The following is a 15,505-nucleotide window of genomic DNA, read 5'->3' on the forward strand; positions in this document are numbered from 1 at the left end:
CCACCACCAAGCTCTCATCGCACTGGCCCGACGACGAGTCAACGTCCTGCACGCCATGCTGCGCACCAGAACCGAGTACCGAACCGACCACAGGCCGGCTGCCGCTTGACAACAGCATTAGGCAGCCTCCTCGGGCCGCTGGTCGGTCCCGGTCTCGGCGCGGTGGCCGGTGAGGGTCAGGAAGACGTCGTCGAGGCTGGGCAGCCGCAGGCCCAGCTCGGCGACGGCGACACCGGCCTCGTCGAGGCGGGCGCCCACGCGGTACAGCAGTGCCGGGCCGGCGGCGGCCACGACCAGCTCGCCGCCGGAGCCGACGATCTGCTCGGCGCCCGGCGCCAGCTCCCCGACCAGCGCGGTCACCCGGGTGAGGTCGGCCCGGTCGAGCGGGCGGATGTGCAGCCGCGTGCCACCGACCTCGCTCTTGAGCGAGGCGGCCGTGCCGGCCGCGATGACCCGGCCGCGGTCCAGCACCACCAGGTCGTCGGCCAGCTGGTCGGCCTCCTCCAGGTACTGCGTGGTCAGCAGCACGGTCACGCCGTCGGCGGCGAGCTCACGCACGCTGTCCCACACCTCGTTGCGGTGGCGCGGGTCGAGGCCGGTGGTCGGCTCGTCGAGGAACAGCACGTCGGGGCGACCGATGAGGCTGGCGGCCAGGTCGAGCCGGCGGCGCATCCCGCCGGAGTAGGTGCGCACGCGCCGCCCGGCCGCCTCGGTCAGCTCGAAGCGGTCGAGCAGCTCGGCGGCCCGCCGGCGGGCCTGCGACCGGGGCAGGTCGAGCAGCCGGGCGACGAGCAGCAGGTTGTTGGTGCCGCTGAGCGCCTCGTCGACCGCGGCGTACTGGCCGGTGAGGCCGATGCGGGAGCGCACGGCCTGCGGCTCGGCGACGACGTCGTGGCCGAGCACGGTGGCCGTGCCGGAGTCGGGCCGCAGCAGGGTGCTGAGGATGCGGACGGTGGTGGTCTTGCCCGACCCGTTGGGGCCGAGCAGGCCGAGCACCTGACCCCGCCGGGCGGCGAGGTCGATGCCGGCCAGGGCGGTGGTCGACCCGAAGGTCTTCCGCAGCCCGGTGACGTCGATGACGGTGTCCATGGCGATGACGATGCGCCCGGCCGCTGACAGCAGGCTGACACCATCCTGACGTCACTCTCGGGCGTCCTGACGTCAGCGCGTCGGGTCCGGCGGACGCCCGTCAGGTCGTGGACGACGCGGACGTCCGCCCTGCCGTCGAACCGCTCGGACGCCAGGTGGGCCGCGACCCCAGCGCCCGGACCGCTGCCGACTACGTGCGTCAGGCGGCCCGCGCACCCCGGAGGTCGTAGACGAGGTCACCCTGGCGGGACGAGCTGCACTCGCCGCTCCCCGCGTGCCACAGCGACCACGTCGCCGACACTAACGTGGCGGTCCACCGCGAACCGACCACGGCCGACCGGGTCGTGGACAGCTCCAGCGCGAACGAGGTCTCCAGGGGCTGCGTCCCGCACTGGAACGCGTAGGTCGGCGCGAGCCGGCCGGTCGCGCGCCAGACGTCGCCGTCGAGGACCAGGTCGACCGACTCGGCCCAGTCCGCGGCCCAGACCCGGCAGAGCGCCGGGCCGCAGCCCGTGATCGACAGATCGAGGTACGTCGCCGAGGACTGGCTGCAGTCGTCGACCGCGCAGACGCGCACGCCCCCGCTCAGGGAGTAGCGACCCTCGATCACCGCCGCCGCGTCGGCGAGCTCCGCGTCCGCACCGCCCAGCGTGCCCGTGGGCCGCAGGAACGCCCCACCCGCCGCGTCGAGCAACCCGATCCCGGTCAGGGGCGACTCGCCGCCGACCACGAACGGGACGCCCGCCACGTCCAGCCCCGGCCAGGGCTGCCCGAGCGGCTCGCGCCCGCCCGCGGGCAGTCGCTCCGCCGCGACCAGCGGGCTGCCGCTGATGCAGCGCACCCTGGGCACCCCGGCCTCGTCGACGAGCACCGCGGTGCCCGCCTGCAGGACCGCGTCGAACGGCTCGGCCCGCCCGTCCGCGTACCGGTGGTCGCGCACCCGCACGTCCGACGTGAGCAGCACCGGGGTGAGGGTGTCGAGGTAGTCGTCGTCGCCGGGACCGCGGCTGACGTCGGCCGACCCGTCGGCGACCAAGGCCCCGGTCCAGGCGAGGCGCAGGTCGGCGTCCCCCGCGAGGGCGGCCGCCAGGGAGTCCCGGTCGCAGTCGGCGCGGCCGAGGACCGATCGGTACAGGCCCATCGCGGACCCGGGAACGCCCCAGTCCGTCGCTCCGTCGGCGACCGGCGTCCCTGCCGCGGGGGACGGCCCGGCCTTCACGGTCCGGAAGTCGTCGGTGAACGGCCCGGGACCGGGATCGTCGGCCGCCTCGAGCACCAGCCGGCCGTCGAGGTCGTCCCGGGCGCCGCTCGGCAGGCCGGCACCGAGCCACAACGCCGCGCCCACCCCGAGCAGCGCCACCAGGGCGAGCGCCGTCAGCGCGACGAGCCGACGACGACGCCGCCCACCACCGGGCGCGGGCGTCGCCGCCACGAGGGTGCGCGGGCGGCCCACCACCGGCACGGTGGACGCCTCCGGGGGCACCGGCGCCGCATCGGGCGGCACCTCGGACAGCGTCGGCCCGGTGGCGTACCGCGCCACCGCGGGTTGCGTGGTCGACGGCGCGGCTCCGCCGGCCAGCACCAGCCGGGCGGCCGCGGCCAGCTCGCCCGCGGTGCGGTAACGGTCGTCGGGGTCCTTGGCCATCCCCCGCTCCAGCACCGCCCCCCACCCCGGCGCCAACCCCGCGACCGGCGGCGGGGTGTTCAGGTGCGCGTTGAGCAGCGCGGGGAAGTCCGCGGCCGGGAACGGCCGTGCCCCGGTCAGCATCTCGAACAGCACGCAGGCCAGCGCGTAGACGTCCGCCCTGCCGTCGACGTCGCGCGAACCGGCGATGCGCTCCGGCGCCATGTAGGCGAGCGTGCCGATGGCGGAACCCGTCCTGGTCAGCCTGCTCTCGGTGGTCGCGACGCCGAAGACGTGGGCGATGCCGAAGTCGAGCAGGTAGGTGAAGTCCTCGCGGTCCTCGCGGACGAGCAGGTTCGACGGCTTGACGTCGCGGTGCACGAGGCCGTGCGCGTGCGCGGTGTCGAGGGCCGATGCGGCCTGCCCCAGGATCCGGACCGCTCGCGCCGGGCCGATGCCCCCGGTGCCGGCGAGCAGGTCGGCGAGGTCGCGGCCCTCGACGAGCTGCATGTCGATGAAGAGCCGACCGTCGATCTCACCGAAGTCGTGGATCGGGACGATGTGCGGGTCGCTGAGCCGCGCGGCGGCCAGCGCCTCGCGCTCGAAGCGGCGGGCCAGCGCCGGGTCGGGATCGAGGTCGGGGAGCATCTTGAGGGCGACGATGCGCTTGCGGCGGGTGTCGAGGGCACGGTGGACCACGCCCATCCCGCCCCGACCGATCTCGCCGAGCAGCCGGTAGGAACCGAACTCGGGCACGTTCGGTGGCGCCCCCTCGTCCACCCCGCACCCTCCGTCCCCCGACGGGTGACGCTCCGCGACCGACGTCACCGAGGGCGACCCTACCCCGTCGGGCCGCGCCGACCGGCCCGGCGTCGCCGCGTGGGGCGGCGGGCCGGTCGGGCGCCGGTGCGGACTCCCCGGGGGTCCCCCGACCCCACCCGCACGACAGCGACGCTACGGGCCGCGGGCGCCGCGCGTATCGGTCAAAGGATCGATCCCGGGTCCGTCGGAGGGCGGAGCCCGTCGCGCAGGACGAGGGCGATCCGGTCGAGCACCGTCGGGTCGGGCGACTCGCCCGCGGCCTGCAGCATGGCCTTGAGCAGGACCAGCAGGTCGGGAACCCGGATCTCCGGGCGGACCGCCCCGACCTCCTGGGCGCGGCCCACGAGCACGGCGAGCGCGGCGTACAACTCCTCCTGGACGGGGACGAGCCCCTCCATCCCGACCGCCGTGAAGGCCTCGGGCAGGTTGCGCTTGGCGGCCGCCTCCTCGGTGAGGCGGTCCAGGAACCGGTCGAAGGCGGCGGCCGGGTCGTCGTCGGCGGCGCACCCCCGGGCGAACTCGACGAGGTCGCGCAGCCGGGCCACGGTGACCGCCTCGAACAGCGCCTCCTTGGTCGGGAAGTGCCGGTAGACGGTGCCGGGCCCGACCCCGGCGCGGGCCGCGATGTCGTCGAGCGGGACGGCGAGGCCGGAGGCCGCGAACAGCTCGCGAGCGGCCTCCAGGACGCGCTCCCGGTTGCGCCGGGCGTCGGCGCGCAGCGGTCGGTCGGCCACTACCGACCCCGCTGGCTAACCGGGGCGCGTGTTCCGTATATTCTAAGCGGGGTCACCGTTCCGATTCTACGAGAAGGAGCAGCCATGAGCCGCACACCGCGGGAGATCGCCGAGCTGACGCGCCGGATGGTCGCCGGCGACCCGGAGGTCTCGTTCCCCGACCTGTTCGCCGAGGACGGGGTGATGCGCTTCCCCTTCAGCGCCCCCGGCATGCCGTCCGAGCTGGCCGGGCGCGAGGCCGTCCGGTCCTTCTACGGCGCCGCCGGTGCCCACGGCCAGGCGCTCGACATCGAGGGCGTCGACCTGCTGGTCCGGGAGACCGACGACCCCGAGGTGATCGTCACCGAGATCGAGCACCACGGCCACTCCCACGCCACCGGCCGGCCGTACCGCTTCCGGGCGCTGGGCGTCATCCGCGTCCGCGACGGCGAGATCGTCTCCTACGACGACTACATGAACCCGGTCGCGATGGCCGAGATCCTCGGCCGCAAGCCCGACCTCGCCGCCGCCCTCTCCTCCTGACCACCCCCACCCCCACCCCCACACCGGAGTTCAGGAAAGCCACGATGCTGCCCTCTGCGGGCAGCATCGTGGCTTTCCTGAACTCGGGTCGGGGGCGATCAGAGGTGGCGGACGGCGGGCCAGATCTGCGACCAGGGGGCCGTGCGGCCCTCCAGGAGGAGGATCGGGCCGCCCTGGGTCAGGTTCGTGACCCGCAGGTCGTTGTCCACCGCCCCGACCATCGTCACCGAGGTGAAGTACGGGGCCAGCGCGGTCGGGTCGCCGAGGAACAGCACCGACCCGGAGTCCTCCGGGGGCGTGCCGAACCAGGCGGCGCCGCGGTGGTAGCTGTAGGAGGGCAGCTGGGGCGCGTAGCGCTGGGCCGCCGAGACGCTCCAGTAGTCGCCGGTGACGACGACCGCGTTGCGGGCCACGTCGTCGGGGAGGGCGTCGAAGGCCGCGACGACGTCGGGCACGGTGTTCTCCCAGCCGATCTCGTCGAGCTGGAAGTTGCCGATCTGCAGGGGCTGATCGGCGTGCCAGGACACCGGCTTGATCGGCAGCGGGTGGATCACCGCGAGCACCACCACGGCGCTGACCGCGTAGACGGGCCAGGTCGCGACCCAGCGCCACCACCTCGCCGCGTCGCCGCGCTCGACGGTCACCGCCGAGGCCGCCCACACCAGCGCGAACATGCCGGAGATGTAGTACGGGCGCCCGCCGGTGGCCATGAACAGGGCCGCCACGCCGAGCGCGGTGATGCCCAGGAACCGCAGGTCGGGGTCGCGCAGCAGGCGGTAGGTGCCGTGCAGGGCCAGCACGAGGCCGATCACGAACCCGCCGGCCAGGCCCAGCGGCAGGAACCCGAGCACGCCGCCCGCGTACACGCTCTCCGCGGCGACCGCCTGGCTCATGGCCAGCTGCGGCCAGCCGTTGTTCGCCTGCCAGAGCAGCGTCGGCACGGTCGCCAGCACCGCGATCGCCCCGCCGGCCCAGAGCGCGGGTCGGCGCAGCATCCCGCGCGGCCCGACCACCAGCACCGCCAGGATCGCGATCACCCAGAACCCGACGATCAGGAACTTGACCTGCAGCGCCACCGCCGTCACCACGCCGGCGACGAGCAGCAGCCGGTCGGAGCGGGTGCGCACCCAGCGCACGACGAGCCAGGTGACCGCGGTCCACAGCACCGGGTCGAACGTCGAGGTGGCCAGCAGGTGGCCGCCGCCGAGGAAGATCGGCGCCAGCGCGAACGCGCCCGCGGTGATCAGCTGCGCCCTGCGCCCCCCGCCGAGTTCGCGGGCCAGCAGTGCGGCCAGCACGATCCCGGCGACGGTGGCCAGCGTGGCCGGGATCCGCAGCACCGCGACCGAGCCCGGGGCGATGGTGTCCATCAGCAGGGCCAGCAGCGGCACCAGCGGCGGCTGGTCGGCGTAGCCCCAGTCGAGGTGGTGGCCGGCGGCGACGAAGTAGAGCTCGTCGCCGAAGTAGCCGTAGCGCCCGCTGACCGCGGTCAGCAGCAGCGCCACGATCCCGGCCAGGGCGAGCACCGGCCCGCGCGCGAACGCGGCGACCGGCTCCCCCGTCAGCAGTCGTCGGTCTGTGGTGGTCGCAAGTGGTCCGGTGTCCGTTGCCCCCGTCATGGCGACGACGCTATGGCGGGGCCGGTACCGGGCGATTCGGTCGACCGGCGAGGCTCGGGTCAGCCGATCGGTTGATCGCCGGATCAGCCCGTCAGGCCTCGGCGCGCTCGGCGGCCTCCAGCCACTCCTGCTCGACGGCCTCCCGTTCGGCGACCACGGCCTTCAGCTCGCGGTCGAGCTCCATGAGGCGGGTGGGGTCGGTGGCGGCCTCGGCCAGCTTGGCGTGCAGGTCGGTCTCGCGCCTGCCCAGCGCCTCCATCCGGCGCTCCAGGCGCGCGGCCTCCTTGCGGGCCGCGCGCTGCTCGGCGGCGCTGGAGGACGGCTTGGCCGCAGCCGGCGCGGCGGCCGCGGCGGTGAGCCCGTTGACCTGGTCGCCGGCCGCGGCCCGGCGGCGCAGGTACTCCTCGACGCCGCCTGGCAGGTGGGTGATCTTCCCGTCGCCGAGCAGCGCGACGACCGTGTCGCAGGCCCGTTCGACCAGGTAGCGGTCGTGGCTGACCACGACGAGCGTGCCCGGCCAGCCGTCGAGCAGGTCCTCGAGGCGGGACAGCGTGTCGACGTCGAGGTCGTTGGTGGGCTCGTCGAGCAGCAGCACGTTCGGTTCGGCCATCATCAGGCGGGTGAGCTGCAGGCGGCGCCGCTCGCCGCCGGACAGGTCGCCGACCGGCGTCCACTGGCGCGACGCGGGGAAGCCCAGCCGCTCCAGCACCGAGGACGCGGTGAGCTCCAGCTTGCCGAGCCGGACGAACTTCGCGACCTGCTCGGTGGCCTCCAGCACCCGCATGTCGCGGGGTAGGTCGACCAGCTCCTGGCTGAGCTCGGCGAGCTGCACGGTGCTGCCGCGCACCAGCCGGCCGCCGTCGAGCGGGCGCTGCCCGGTGAGCGTGCGCAGCAGCGTGGTCTTGCCCGAGCCGTTGGCGCCGACGACGGCGACCCGGTCGCCCGGGCCGAGCCGCCAGGTGACGCGGTCGAGCAGGGTGCGCCCGGCCACCGTGGCGGTGGCGTCCTCCAGCTCCAGGACGGTCTTGCCGAGCCGGTTGGTGGCGAAGCCCATCAGCTCGACGGTGTTGCGCGGCGGCGGCACGTCCGCGATCAGCGCCTCGGCCGCCTCGATCCGGAACCGGGGCTTCGACGTGCGGGCCGGGGCACCGCGGCGCAGCCAGGCCAGCTCCTTGCGGGCCAGGTTCTGTCGGCGGGCCTCGGCGGCGTCGGCCTGGCGGGAGCGCTCGGCGCGGGCGTAGACCCAGTCGGCGTAGCCGCCGACGTAGCTCTCGACGCGCCCGTTCGCGACCTCCCAGGTGCGGGTGCAGACGGCGTCGAGGAACCACCGGTCGTGCGTGACGACCACGACGGCGCACCGCCGCGACAGCAGGTGCTCGGCGAGCCAGCTGATGCCCTCGACGTCGAGGTGGTTGGTGGGCTCGTCGAGCACGACCAGGTCGGGGTCGGCGACCAGCGCAGCGGCCAGCGAGATCCGCCGCTTCTCACCGCCGGACAGCCCGGCGACGGAACGGTCGAGGTCGCCGATGCCCAGGCCGTCGAGCACCTCGCGGACCTTCGCGTCGGCGGCCCACTCGTGCTCGGCGGCGCCGGAGTAGGCGGCCAGCACGACGTCGCGGACGCGCGCGCCGGGCGGCAACGCGTCGCCCTGGACGAGGTGGGTCATCCGCAGGTCGCCGACGCGGCTGACGCGGCCGCCGTCGGGTGCGCGGACCCCGGTCAGGATGTCGAGCAGGGTCGTCTTGCCACCACCGTTGAGCCCGACGACGCCGACCCGCTCGCCGCGCTCGACGCCCAGCGACACGGCGTCCAGCAGCACCCGGGAGGCGTCGCCGGGCACGTGGGCGGTGACGGACTCCAGGTTGACGAGGTTGCTCCCGCGCGGCGGCATCAGGCGTGCCCCAGCGGTCGCAGCGGCGGTGGGCCGGGTGGCGGTTCGGCGGGGTCGACGACCCGGGCGCCGGGCACCGGGCCGTGCGCCACCCGCACGGTGCGGCACACCCCGACCCCGGCGAGCTCGGAGGCCACGTCGACGGCGCTGTCGCGGTCGGCGCACAGGAACGCGCAGGTGGGTCCGGACCCGGACACCAGCCCGGCCAGCGCGCCGGCGTCCACCCCGGCGCGCAGCGTGCGGCGCAGCTCGGGGGCCATGCTGACGGCCGCGGGCTGCAGGTCGTTGCCCAGGCTCAGGGCCAGCTGGCGGGGGTCGCCGCCGGCGATGGCCTCCAGCACGGGCTCCACGGGGCGCGGCTCGCCGAGCGAGCCGGAGCGGAGCCGGTCGAGCTCGCCGAAGACCTCGGGCGTCGACAGCCCGCCGCGGTGCAGGGCCAGCACCCAGTGCAGGGGGTGGCGGGCCAGCACGGGCACGATCCGCTCGCCGCGCCCGGTGCCGACCGCGGTGCCGCCGTGCAGCGCGAACGCCACGTCGCTGCCCAGCTCGGTGGCCATCTCGGAGAGCTCGTCGCGGCCGAGCTCCAGCTTCCACAGCGCCGACAGCCCGACCAGCGTGGCGGCGGCGTCGGCGCTGCCCCCGGCCATCCCGCCGGCGACCGGGATGCCCTTGCGCAGCACCACCGAGACGTCCGGGTCGCGCCCGGCGTGCCCGGCCAGCAGCCGCACGGCCCGCAGGGCGAGGTTGGTGGCGTCGGTGGGCACGTCGGCGGCGCCCTCGCCGTGCACCTCGACGCCGGGGCCGTCGCCCTCGGCGACCGAGACCTCGTCGTAGAGGCTCACGGCGTGGAAGACGGTGACCAGCTCGTGGTAGCCGTCGGGGCGCTCCGGGCCGACCGCGAGATGCAGGTTGATCTTTGCGGGCACGCGCACGGTGACCGGGGACGGGACGGCGGCGAGCACCGCACAACAGTACGTGCGGGTCCGGTCAGGCCGCCGAGCGCACGTCCTCCCGCTCCCGCTTCGCCGCCAGATGGCGGGGCGTGGCGAAGGCCAGCGCCGCCACCAGCCCCACGAGCAGCACCACCGCGGGCAGGATGAGCGACTGGCCCATCGCGGTACTGAAGCCCTCGTGCAGCATCGGGGGGAGCTGCGCCACGCCCGTCTCCGCGCTGCCGGCTCCGCCGCCGGCCGCGGGCAGCGTCGCGGCCAGCCGGGCCTGGATGAGCACGGCGATCCCGGCGCTGCCCAGCACCGCCCCGATCTGGCGGGTGGTGTTGTAGATGCCGGCCCCGGCCCCCGCGCTGGCCAACGGCAGGTTGCGGGTGGCGGTGGTGGACAGCGGCGCCCAGACGAACCCGTTGGCCACGCCGAGCAGGGCGAGCGGCAGCAGCAGCTGCCAGACCGGGACGCCCGGGCTCATCACCGCGCCGAGCCAGACCAGCGAGACCGCGAAGCAGAGCAGGCCGAACCCGGCCACCCAGCGCGGGTGCGCCCGGTCGGCGAGCTTGCCGACGAACGGCGACAACCCGCCGGACACGACCGCCATCGGCACGAACAGCAGCGCCGACTGCGTCGGGCTGAGCCCGAGCACGCCCTGGGCGAAGAAGATGAGCGGGAACGACATCGAGGTCACCGCGAAGCCGACGGTGGCGATCGCGAGCGCGGCGAGGCTGAAGTTGCGGTCGCCGAACAGCCCCAGCGGGACCAGCGGCTCGGCCTTGTTGCGGGCCTGCCAGAACACGAACAGCGCGAGCACGACGATCCCGGCGACGATCAACGACCAGACCGAGATCGGCCCGGCGATCGTGCCCCAGTCGTAGGACTGCCCCTCCTGGATCCCGAAGACCAGCAGGAACATGCCGACCCCGCTGAGCGCCACCCCGAGCCAGTCGAAGCGGCGCACGGTGGTGGGCAGGTCGGGCACCAGCCGGGCGGCCAGGACCAGGCCGAGCACGCCGACCGGCACGTTGATGAAGAAGATCCACTCCCAGCCGAACCCGTCCACCAGCACGCCGCCCAGGAGCGGACCGACGAGCGTCGCGACACCCGCGGTGGCACCCCACAAGCTCATCGCCTGCCCACGCGCGTTCGCCGGGAACGTCCGGGTGATCACGGCCATGGTCTGCGGGGTCATCAGCGCCGCGCCCAGCCCCTGCACGACGCGGGCGGCGACCAGCGAGCCGATGCTGCCGGTCAGCCCGCACCACAACGAGGCCAGGGTGAAGATCGCCAGCCCGATCAGGTAGACGTTGCGCGGCCCGAACCGGTCGCCCAGCCGGCCGGTGACCAGCAGCGGAACGGCGTAGGCGAGCAGGTACGCACTGGTCACCCAGACGACGCCGTCGACGTCGGCGCCCAGGTCGGCCATGATCGCCGGAGTGGCCACCGACACGATCGTCGTGTCGACCAGGATCATGAAGAACCCGAGCACCAGGGCCCACAGGGCGGGCCATGGGCTGCGTTCGGGCGGCGCCTGCGCGCCGGTCGGGTTCACGGCCTGCTCGGCCATTCCAGCTCCTTGTTCTCGATGCGTGCGACCAGCTCGCGCAGCCATTCCAGCTCGGCGGCGGTCATGTCGACCACGAAGTGGTGGTCGATGAGGTAGGCCTCCGGGACACCCCTGGCGGCGGCCGCGGCCAGCGGCGGACGGCTCTCGTCCACGCGGGCCTGCAGCGTGGCGATCCGCGTCGCCAGCAGCTCCAGCACCTCCTCGCGCGGGAGGTTGTGCGCCTCGCCGAGGGCGGCGGGGAAGCTCGGGTACTCGTTGACCGGCTGGGCCAGCAGGCCCCGCAGCCGCTCCTGCATCGTCCGCACGCCCTTCGGCGTGATGCGGTAGGTGGTGCGCTCCGGGCGCCCGCCCTCCCGGTCGGTGCCGGCGGCCTCGATGAGCTCGGCGTCGGCCATCCGCGCCATGGCGTGGTAGAGCGTGCCCGGCTTGACCTTGACGACCTCGTGCGCGTACCGGTCGACCATCAGCCGGTACATCTCGTACGGGTGCATCGGCCGCTCGACGAGCATCGCGAGCGCGCTCATCGCCAGCGGGGTCAACGCCGATGCCGACACCCGATCACCTCCACGTGGGTTGTTCCACGTGGAATAGTACGCGCGGAACAACTGGCCGGGCCACGCGACGCCCGTCACCCCGCCCCGCCACTCCCGTCGAGAACGAGGTTGCTGTCGGATTGGACCGGTCCATCGCGCGACGACGTCGTTCTCGACGGAGCCGGCCGGCCGATCAGCCGGCAGTGGTGCGCGTCCGGGCCTCGGCGAGGCGGGCGAAGTCGGCGATGCCGAGCGTCTCTGCGCGGGCCAGCGGGGAGATCCCGGCCGCCACGAGCGCCTCCGCCGCCGCCGCCGGCGAGCCGGCCCACCCGCCCAGCGCCGAGCGCAGGGCCTTGCGGCGCTGCGCGAACGCGGCGTCGACGACCGCGAAGACGTCCTCCCGGTCGCCGGGGGGCGGGTCGTGGCGGTCGAACGCCAGCAACCCGGAGTCGACGTTGGGCACCGGCCAGAACACGGTGCGCGGCACCGGGCCCGCCCGGCGCGCGGCCGCGAACCAGGCCAGCTTGGCGCTCGGCACCCCGTACGCCCGGCTCCCCGGCGGCGCCGCCAGCCGCTCCGCCACCTCGGCCTGCACCATGACCAACCCCCGCCGCAGGCCCGGCAGTTCGGCGAGCAGGTGCAGCACGACGGGCACGCCGACGTTGTAGGGCAGGTTGGCCACCAGCGCGGTCGGCGCCCGGCCCCCCAGGTCTCCCGCGCGCACGCGCAGGGCGTCGGCGGTGTGCACGGTGAGCCGCCCGGCCAGCTCGGGCGCCCGCTCCGCCGCGGTGACCGGCAGCCGCGCGGCCAGCACGGGGTCGATCTCCACGGCGTGCACGGCCCCGACCTCCGGCAGCAGGCCCAGCGTCAACGAGCCGAGCCCCGGCCCGACCTCGACGACCACGTCGTCGGGCTCCAGCCCGGCGGCTCGCACGATGCGGCGCACGGTGTTGGGGTCGTGCACGAAGTTCTGCCCGAGCCGCTTGGTCGGCCGCACCCCCAGCTCGGCGGCCAGCGCCCGGACCTCCGCCGGCCCCAGCAGGTGCGACTCGTGCTCGCTCACCGGACCAGCGTCCCCCCTGCCCCGCCGCCCCCGCCCACCGGGTCGCCCAGCGGGTGGGATGGCCGGTGTCCCCCGCCGGAAGTTCGGCGGGTGTATCGGTGGATCCGGGTTTCTGCTGGGCACGCCGGGGGCCGGCCCTCGTACCGGGGCGTACTCGGGCCGGTCCCCGGTGTGGTCAGCGGGAAGCTGGGCCGCCGAGATACCTGGGTGAACTCCCGGCGGGGGGCACTAGTGGCGTGTCGCCGCTAATGTTGCGCCGGGATGCGGTAGAGCAGCAGCAGTGGTGCTCCCCCTGCTGTGAGGACGTGTCGTGGCGAAGTCGACGTTGCACTCGGTGGTGCTCAGCGCCGAGGAGCGTGAGTGGCTGACCAGGGTGGTCCGCACCGGTGCCCATCCCGCCCAAGAGGTCCGCCGGTCGCGGATCCTGCTGGAGCTCGATGACAGTCGTGGACAGCCCGCGAGTCGTCGGGAGATCGCCGGGCGGGTCGGGGTCGATCCGGAAACCATCAGCAACGTGGCCAAGGTCTATGTCGAGCGTGACGGTGATGTTGTCGCGACGATCCAGCGCAAGAAGCGCCTCACCCCGCCGGTGGAGCCCAAGATCACTGGTGAGGTCGAGGCCCGGTTGATCGCGCTGGCCTGCTCGACCCCGCCACCCGGGCACGCCCGAGCGTGTCAGATGGGCTGTGTAACAAGATCCTCTTCCGCTGAGGAGTACACAGTTGTCCGTGACCGAAGATCACCAGCCGGGGCATCCCCTCGGTGCTGAACCGGCCGCGCAGCGGCCGGGCTCGGCCCGTGAAGCAGTGAACCGGATGATCGACGCGGGCCTGCTCGACGACGTGATGGACCGTGTCGACGCCGGCGGCCTGGAACTGACCGGACAGGGTGGCTTCCTCCCGGAAATGATCAAGGCCGTCCTCGAACGCGGCCTGGCCACCGAGCTGACCGCGCATCTGGGCTACGAACGCGGCGACCCCGCGGGGCGCGGATCAGGCAACTCCCGCAACGGAACCAGCCCGAAGACCGTGGCCAGCGAGGTCGGCGACCTCGACCTCGCCGTGCCAAGAGATCGGGCCGGGTCGTTCGAGCCGCGCCTGGTCCCGAAGGGCGCGCGGCGTACCGGCGGCCTCGACGACATGATCATCTCACTGTATGCGGGCGGGATGACCGTGCGTGACATCGCCCATCATCTGGAGCGCACGCTGGGCACCGAGCTGTCCCACGACACCATCTCGAAGATCACCGACAGCGTGTTGGACGAGGTCAAGGCGTGGCAGGCCCGCCCGCTCGAGGAGATCTACCCGATCATCTACCTCGACGCCCTCGTGGTGAAGGTCCGCGACGGACATCAGGTCCGCAACCGGTCCGCACACATCGCCGTCGGGGTCGACCTCGACGGGATCAAACACGTCCTCGGGATCTGGGTCCAAGCCAGCGAGGGCGCGAAGTTCTGGGCCGGGGTCTGCGCCGAGCTGCGCAACCGCGGGGTCCGCGACGTGCTGATCGTGTGCTGCGACGGCCTCATCGGGTTCCCCGAAGCCGTCGAGGCGACCTGGCCCCAGACCACCGTGCAGACCTGCACGGTGCACCTGATCCGCGCGGCGATGCGGTTCGTGTCCTACCAGGACCGCAAGAAGGTCGCCGCCGCGCTGCGCCCGATCTACACCGCCCCCACCGTCGACATCGCCGAGTCCGAGCTGCTCGCCTTCGCTGAGTCAGACCTCGGCAAGAAGTATCCTGCCGCGGTCGTGACCTGGGAGAACGCGTGGGAGCGGTTCATCCCGTTCCTGGCGTTCCCACCCGAACTCCGCAAGATCATCTACACGACCAACAGCATCGAGTCGTTGAACTTCCAACTCCGCAAGATCATCAAGAACCGCGGACACTTCCCCAACGACGACGCCGCGATCAAGCTCCTCTGGCTGGCCATCCGCGACATCGAAGACAAACGCGCACGTCAGCGAGCCAAGGAGAAAGGCCTCAAGGCCAACGAGCGTCGCGCACCCGGCCGACTCGTCGAGGGCGCCAGTGTGATCGGCTGGAGAGCCGCGCTCGGCGCCCTCGCGTTGGCCTATCCCGAACGACTTAACCCCTACCTGACCTGACCAACCGAGATCGACTTACACAGACAACTTGACAGGCTCGCACGCCCGTTGGTCGTTGCGGCTGCTGGAGCGGCAGGTCGCGTTGGTCGCCGACATCCCGGACATGGACCACTCGACCATCGGTCGGGTCCTAAAAAAACGGCGCTTCGTCCTCATCTGAGAAAGTGCTGGACCATCCCACCGACCGCCAACGGCGAGTTCGTCGCCAGGATGGAAGACGTCCTCACCGTCTACGCCCGCCCCCACAACCCGGCCGTGCCGGTGGTCTGCATGGACGAGAAGCCCTACCAACTCCTCGACCACGCCCGCGCACCGATCCCCGCCACCCCCGCCGGCGACCTCACACCCGGCAGCGACCTCAAGGTCGACTCCGAGTACATCCGCCGCGGGACCTGCTCGATCTTCGTCTGGGTCGAACCCCTCGCCGGCCGGCGCCGGGTCAACGCCCGCACCCGACGCACCCGCCTGGACTGGGCCCACGAAGTCGACCGGCTTCTCAGCGTCGACTACCCCGACGCCGAGAAGATCGTGCTGGTCATGGACAACCTCAACACCCACTCGGTCGGCTCGCTCTACGAGGCCTTCGCCCCGGCCAAGGCCTTCGCCCTGGCCCAACGACTCGACATCCACCACACCCCCCGCCACGGGTCCTGGCTCAACATCGCCGAGATCGAACTCTCCGCCCTGACCCGCCAATGCCTCGACCGCCGCATCGCCGACCTCGACGTCCTCAACACCGAACTCGCCGCCTGGCAGACCGCTACCAACGCCGACCAGCGACAGGTCAACTGGCAGTTCACCACCAGCGACGCACGGATCAGACTTCGACACCTCTACCCCGAACGTTAGAGGCGACGGTCTACTAGCTGTACTGACCGGAGACGTTGGTCGAGATCATGTGACGACACGATCTAGCTGATCTTGATAGGCGAGGACCTCCCGGTGTGGTGTGGAGCTGTCTGACGGCACCCACACACAACCCCAGGAGG

13 protein-coding genes are annotated in these 15,505 nt (G+C 73.4%); 4 read left to right on the forward strand and 9 right to left on the reverse strand.

Translation table 11 applies throughout. The annotated features are described in order from the left end of the window. Window positions 1-117 precede the first annotated feature (117 nt). From KIK08_RS31065 to KIK08_RS31075, 3 genes are all read right to left on the reverse strand, one after another. Window positions 118-1,089, reverse strand: coding sequence for an ATP-binding cassette domain-containing protein (locus KIK08_RS31065; protein WP_214406873.1), 972 nt, complete (start codon window positions 1,087-1,089; stop codon window positions 118-120). Window positions 1,090-1,288: 199 nt separating this feature from the next. Next, a complete protein-coding gene (locus KIK08_RS31070; protein ID WP_214406874.1) occupies window positions 1,289-3,493 on the reverse strand; it encodes a serine/threonine-protein kinase in 2,205 nt (734 codons plus the stop codon). Window positions 3,494-3,696: 203 nt separating this feature from the next. Beyond that, the gene (locus KIK08_RS31075) at window positions 3,697-4,269 is read right to left on the reverse strand and encodes a TetR/AcrR family transcriptional regulator (protein ID WP_214406875.1); all 573 of its coding nucleotides are present in this window, start codon (window positions 4,267-4,269) and stop codon (window positions 3,697-3,699) included. Window positions 4,270-4,353: 84 nt separating this feature from the next. Here KIK08_RS31075 and KIK08_RS31080 point away from each other — a divergent pair, with 84 nt between their 5' ends. Continuing rightward, a complete protein-coding gene (locus tag KIK08_RS31080) occupies window positions 4,354-4,791 on the forward strand; it encodes a nuclear transport factor 2 family protein (RefSeq protein WP_214406876.1) in 438 nt (145 codons plus the stop codon). 98 nt (window positions 4,792-4,889) lie between these two features. Here the strand turns inward: KIK08_RS31080 and KIK08_RS31085 are convergent, their stop codons facing one another. The 6 genes from KIK08_RS31085 to rsmA form a co-directional block, all read right to left on the reverse strand. Then, window positions 4,890-6,410, reverse strand: coding sequence for a glycosyltransferase family 39 protein (locus KIK08_RS31085; protein WP_214406877.1), 1,521 nt, complete (start codon window positions 6,408-6,410; stop codon window positions 4,890-4,892). Between the two features lie 91 nt (window positions 6,411-6,501). Further along, window positions 6,502-8,301, reverse strand: coding sequence for an ABC-F family ATP-binding cassette domain-containing protein (locus tag KIK08_RS31090; RefSeq protein ID WP_214406878.1), 1,800 nt, complete (start codon window positions 8,299-8,301; stop codon window positions 6,502-6,504). Beyond that, window positions 8,301-9,263: a 4-(cytidine 5'-diphospho)-2-C-methyl-D-erythritol kinase gene (locus KIK08_RS31095; RefSeq protein WP_214406879.1), complete on the reverse strand. Its 963-nt coding sequence runs from the start codon at window positions 9,261-9,263 to the stop codon at window positions 8,301-8,303. The genes KIK08_RS31090 and KIK08_RS31095 overlap by 1 nt, the downstream gene beginning before the upstream one ends. Before the next feature lie 25 nt (window positions 9,264-9,288). Beyond that, entirely contained in the window at window positions 9,289-10,812 is a 1,524-nt protein-coding gene (locus tag KIK08_RS31100; protein ID WP_214406880.1) for a DHA2 family efflux MFS transporter permease subunit, read from the reverse strand. After that, on the reverse strand, window positions 10,794-11,366 hold the full coding sequence (locus tag KIK08_RS31105) for a PadR family transcriptional regulator (protein ID WP_308258008.1): 573 nt from the start codon (window positions 11,364-11,366) through the stop codon (window positions 10,794-10,796). The genes KIK08_RS31100 and KIK08_RS31105 overlap by 19 nt, the downstream gene beginning before the upstream one ends. A gap of 172 nt (window positions 11,367-11,538) precedes the next feature. Beyond that, window positions 11,539-12,408: a 16S rRNA (adenine(1518)-N(6)/adenine(1519)-N(6))-dimethyltransferase RsmA gene (gene rsmA, locus KIK08_RS31110; RefSeq protein WP_308258009.1), complete on the reverse strand. Its 870-nt coding sequence runs from the start codon at window positions 12,406-12,408 to the stop codon at window positions 11,539-11,541. A gap of 310 nt (window positions 12,409-12,718) precedes the next feature. Here rsmA and KIK08_RS31115 point away from each other — a divergent pair, with 310 nt between their 5' ends. The 3 genes from KIK08_RS31115 to KIK08_RS31125 all read left to right on the forward strand — a co-directional run bounded on the left by KIK08_RS31115 (window position 12,719) and on the right by KIK08_RS31125 (window position 15,365). Beyond that, window positions 12,719-13,177, forward strand: coding sequence for a helix-turn-helix domain-containing protein (locus KIK08_RS31115; protein ID WP_214406881.1), 459 nt, complete (start codon window positions 12,719-12,721; stop codon window positions 13,175-13,177). A 76-nt stretch (window positions 13,178-13,253) separates the two neighbouring features. Then, entirely contained in the window at window positions 13,254-14,516 is a 1,263-nt protein-coding gene (locus tag KIK08_RS31120) for an IS256 family transposase (RefSeq protein ID WP_408004761.1), read from the forward strand. Window positions 14,517-14,564: 48 nt separating this feature from the next. Then, window positions 14,565-15,365, forward strand: coding sequence for an IS630 family transposase (locus KIK08_RS31125; RefSeq protein WP_214406883.1), 801 nt, complete (start codon window positions 14,565-14,567; stop codon window positions 15,363-15,365). Window positions 15,366-15,505 lie beyond the last annotated feature (140 nt).

Source organism: Pseudonocardia lacus, from assembly GCF_018531445.1.
Taxonomy (GTDB): domain Bacteria; phylum Actinomycetota; class Actinomycetes; order Mycobacteriales; family Pseudonocardiaceae; genus Pseudonocardia; species Pseudonocardia lacus.

Excerpts from the sequence above, each read along its gene's own strand:
- KIK08_RS31085 (WP_214406877.1), bottom strand. The coding sequence starts at position 6,410 with ATGACGGGGGCAACGGACACCGGACCACTTGCGACCACCACAGACCGA.
- KIK08_RS31080 (WP_214406876.1), top strand. The coding sequence starts at position 4,354 with ATGAGCCGCACACCGCGGGAGATCGCCGAGCTGACGCGCCGGATGGTC.
- KIK08_RS31120 (WP_408004761.1), top strand. The coding sequence starts at position 13,254 with ATGGACCGTGTCGACGCCGGCGGCCTGGAACTGACCGGACAGGGTGGC.
- KIK08_RS31065 (WP_214406873.1), bottom strand. The coding sequence starts at position 1,089 with ATGGACACCGTCATCGACGTCACCGGGCTGCGGAAGACCTTCGGGTCG.
- KIK08_RS31100 (WP_214406880.1), bottom strand. The coding sequence starts at position 10,812 with ATGGCCGAGCAGGCCGTGAACCCGACCGGCGCGCAGGCGCCGCCCGAA.
- KIK08_RS31090 (WP_214406878.1), bottom strand. The coding sequence starts at position 8,301 with ATGCCGCCGCGCGGGAGCAACCTCGTCAACCTGGAGTCCGTCACCGCC.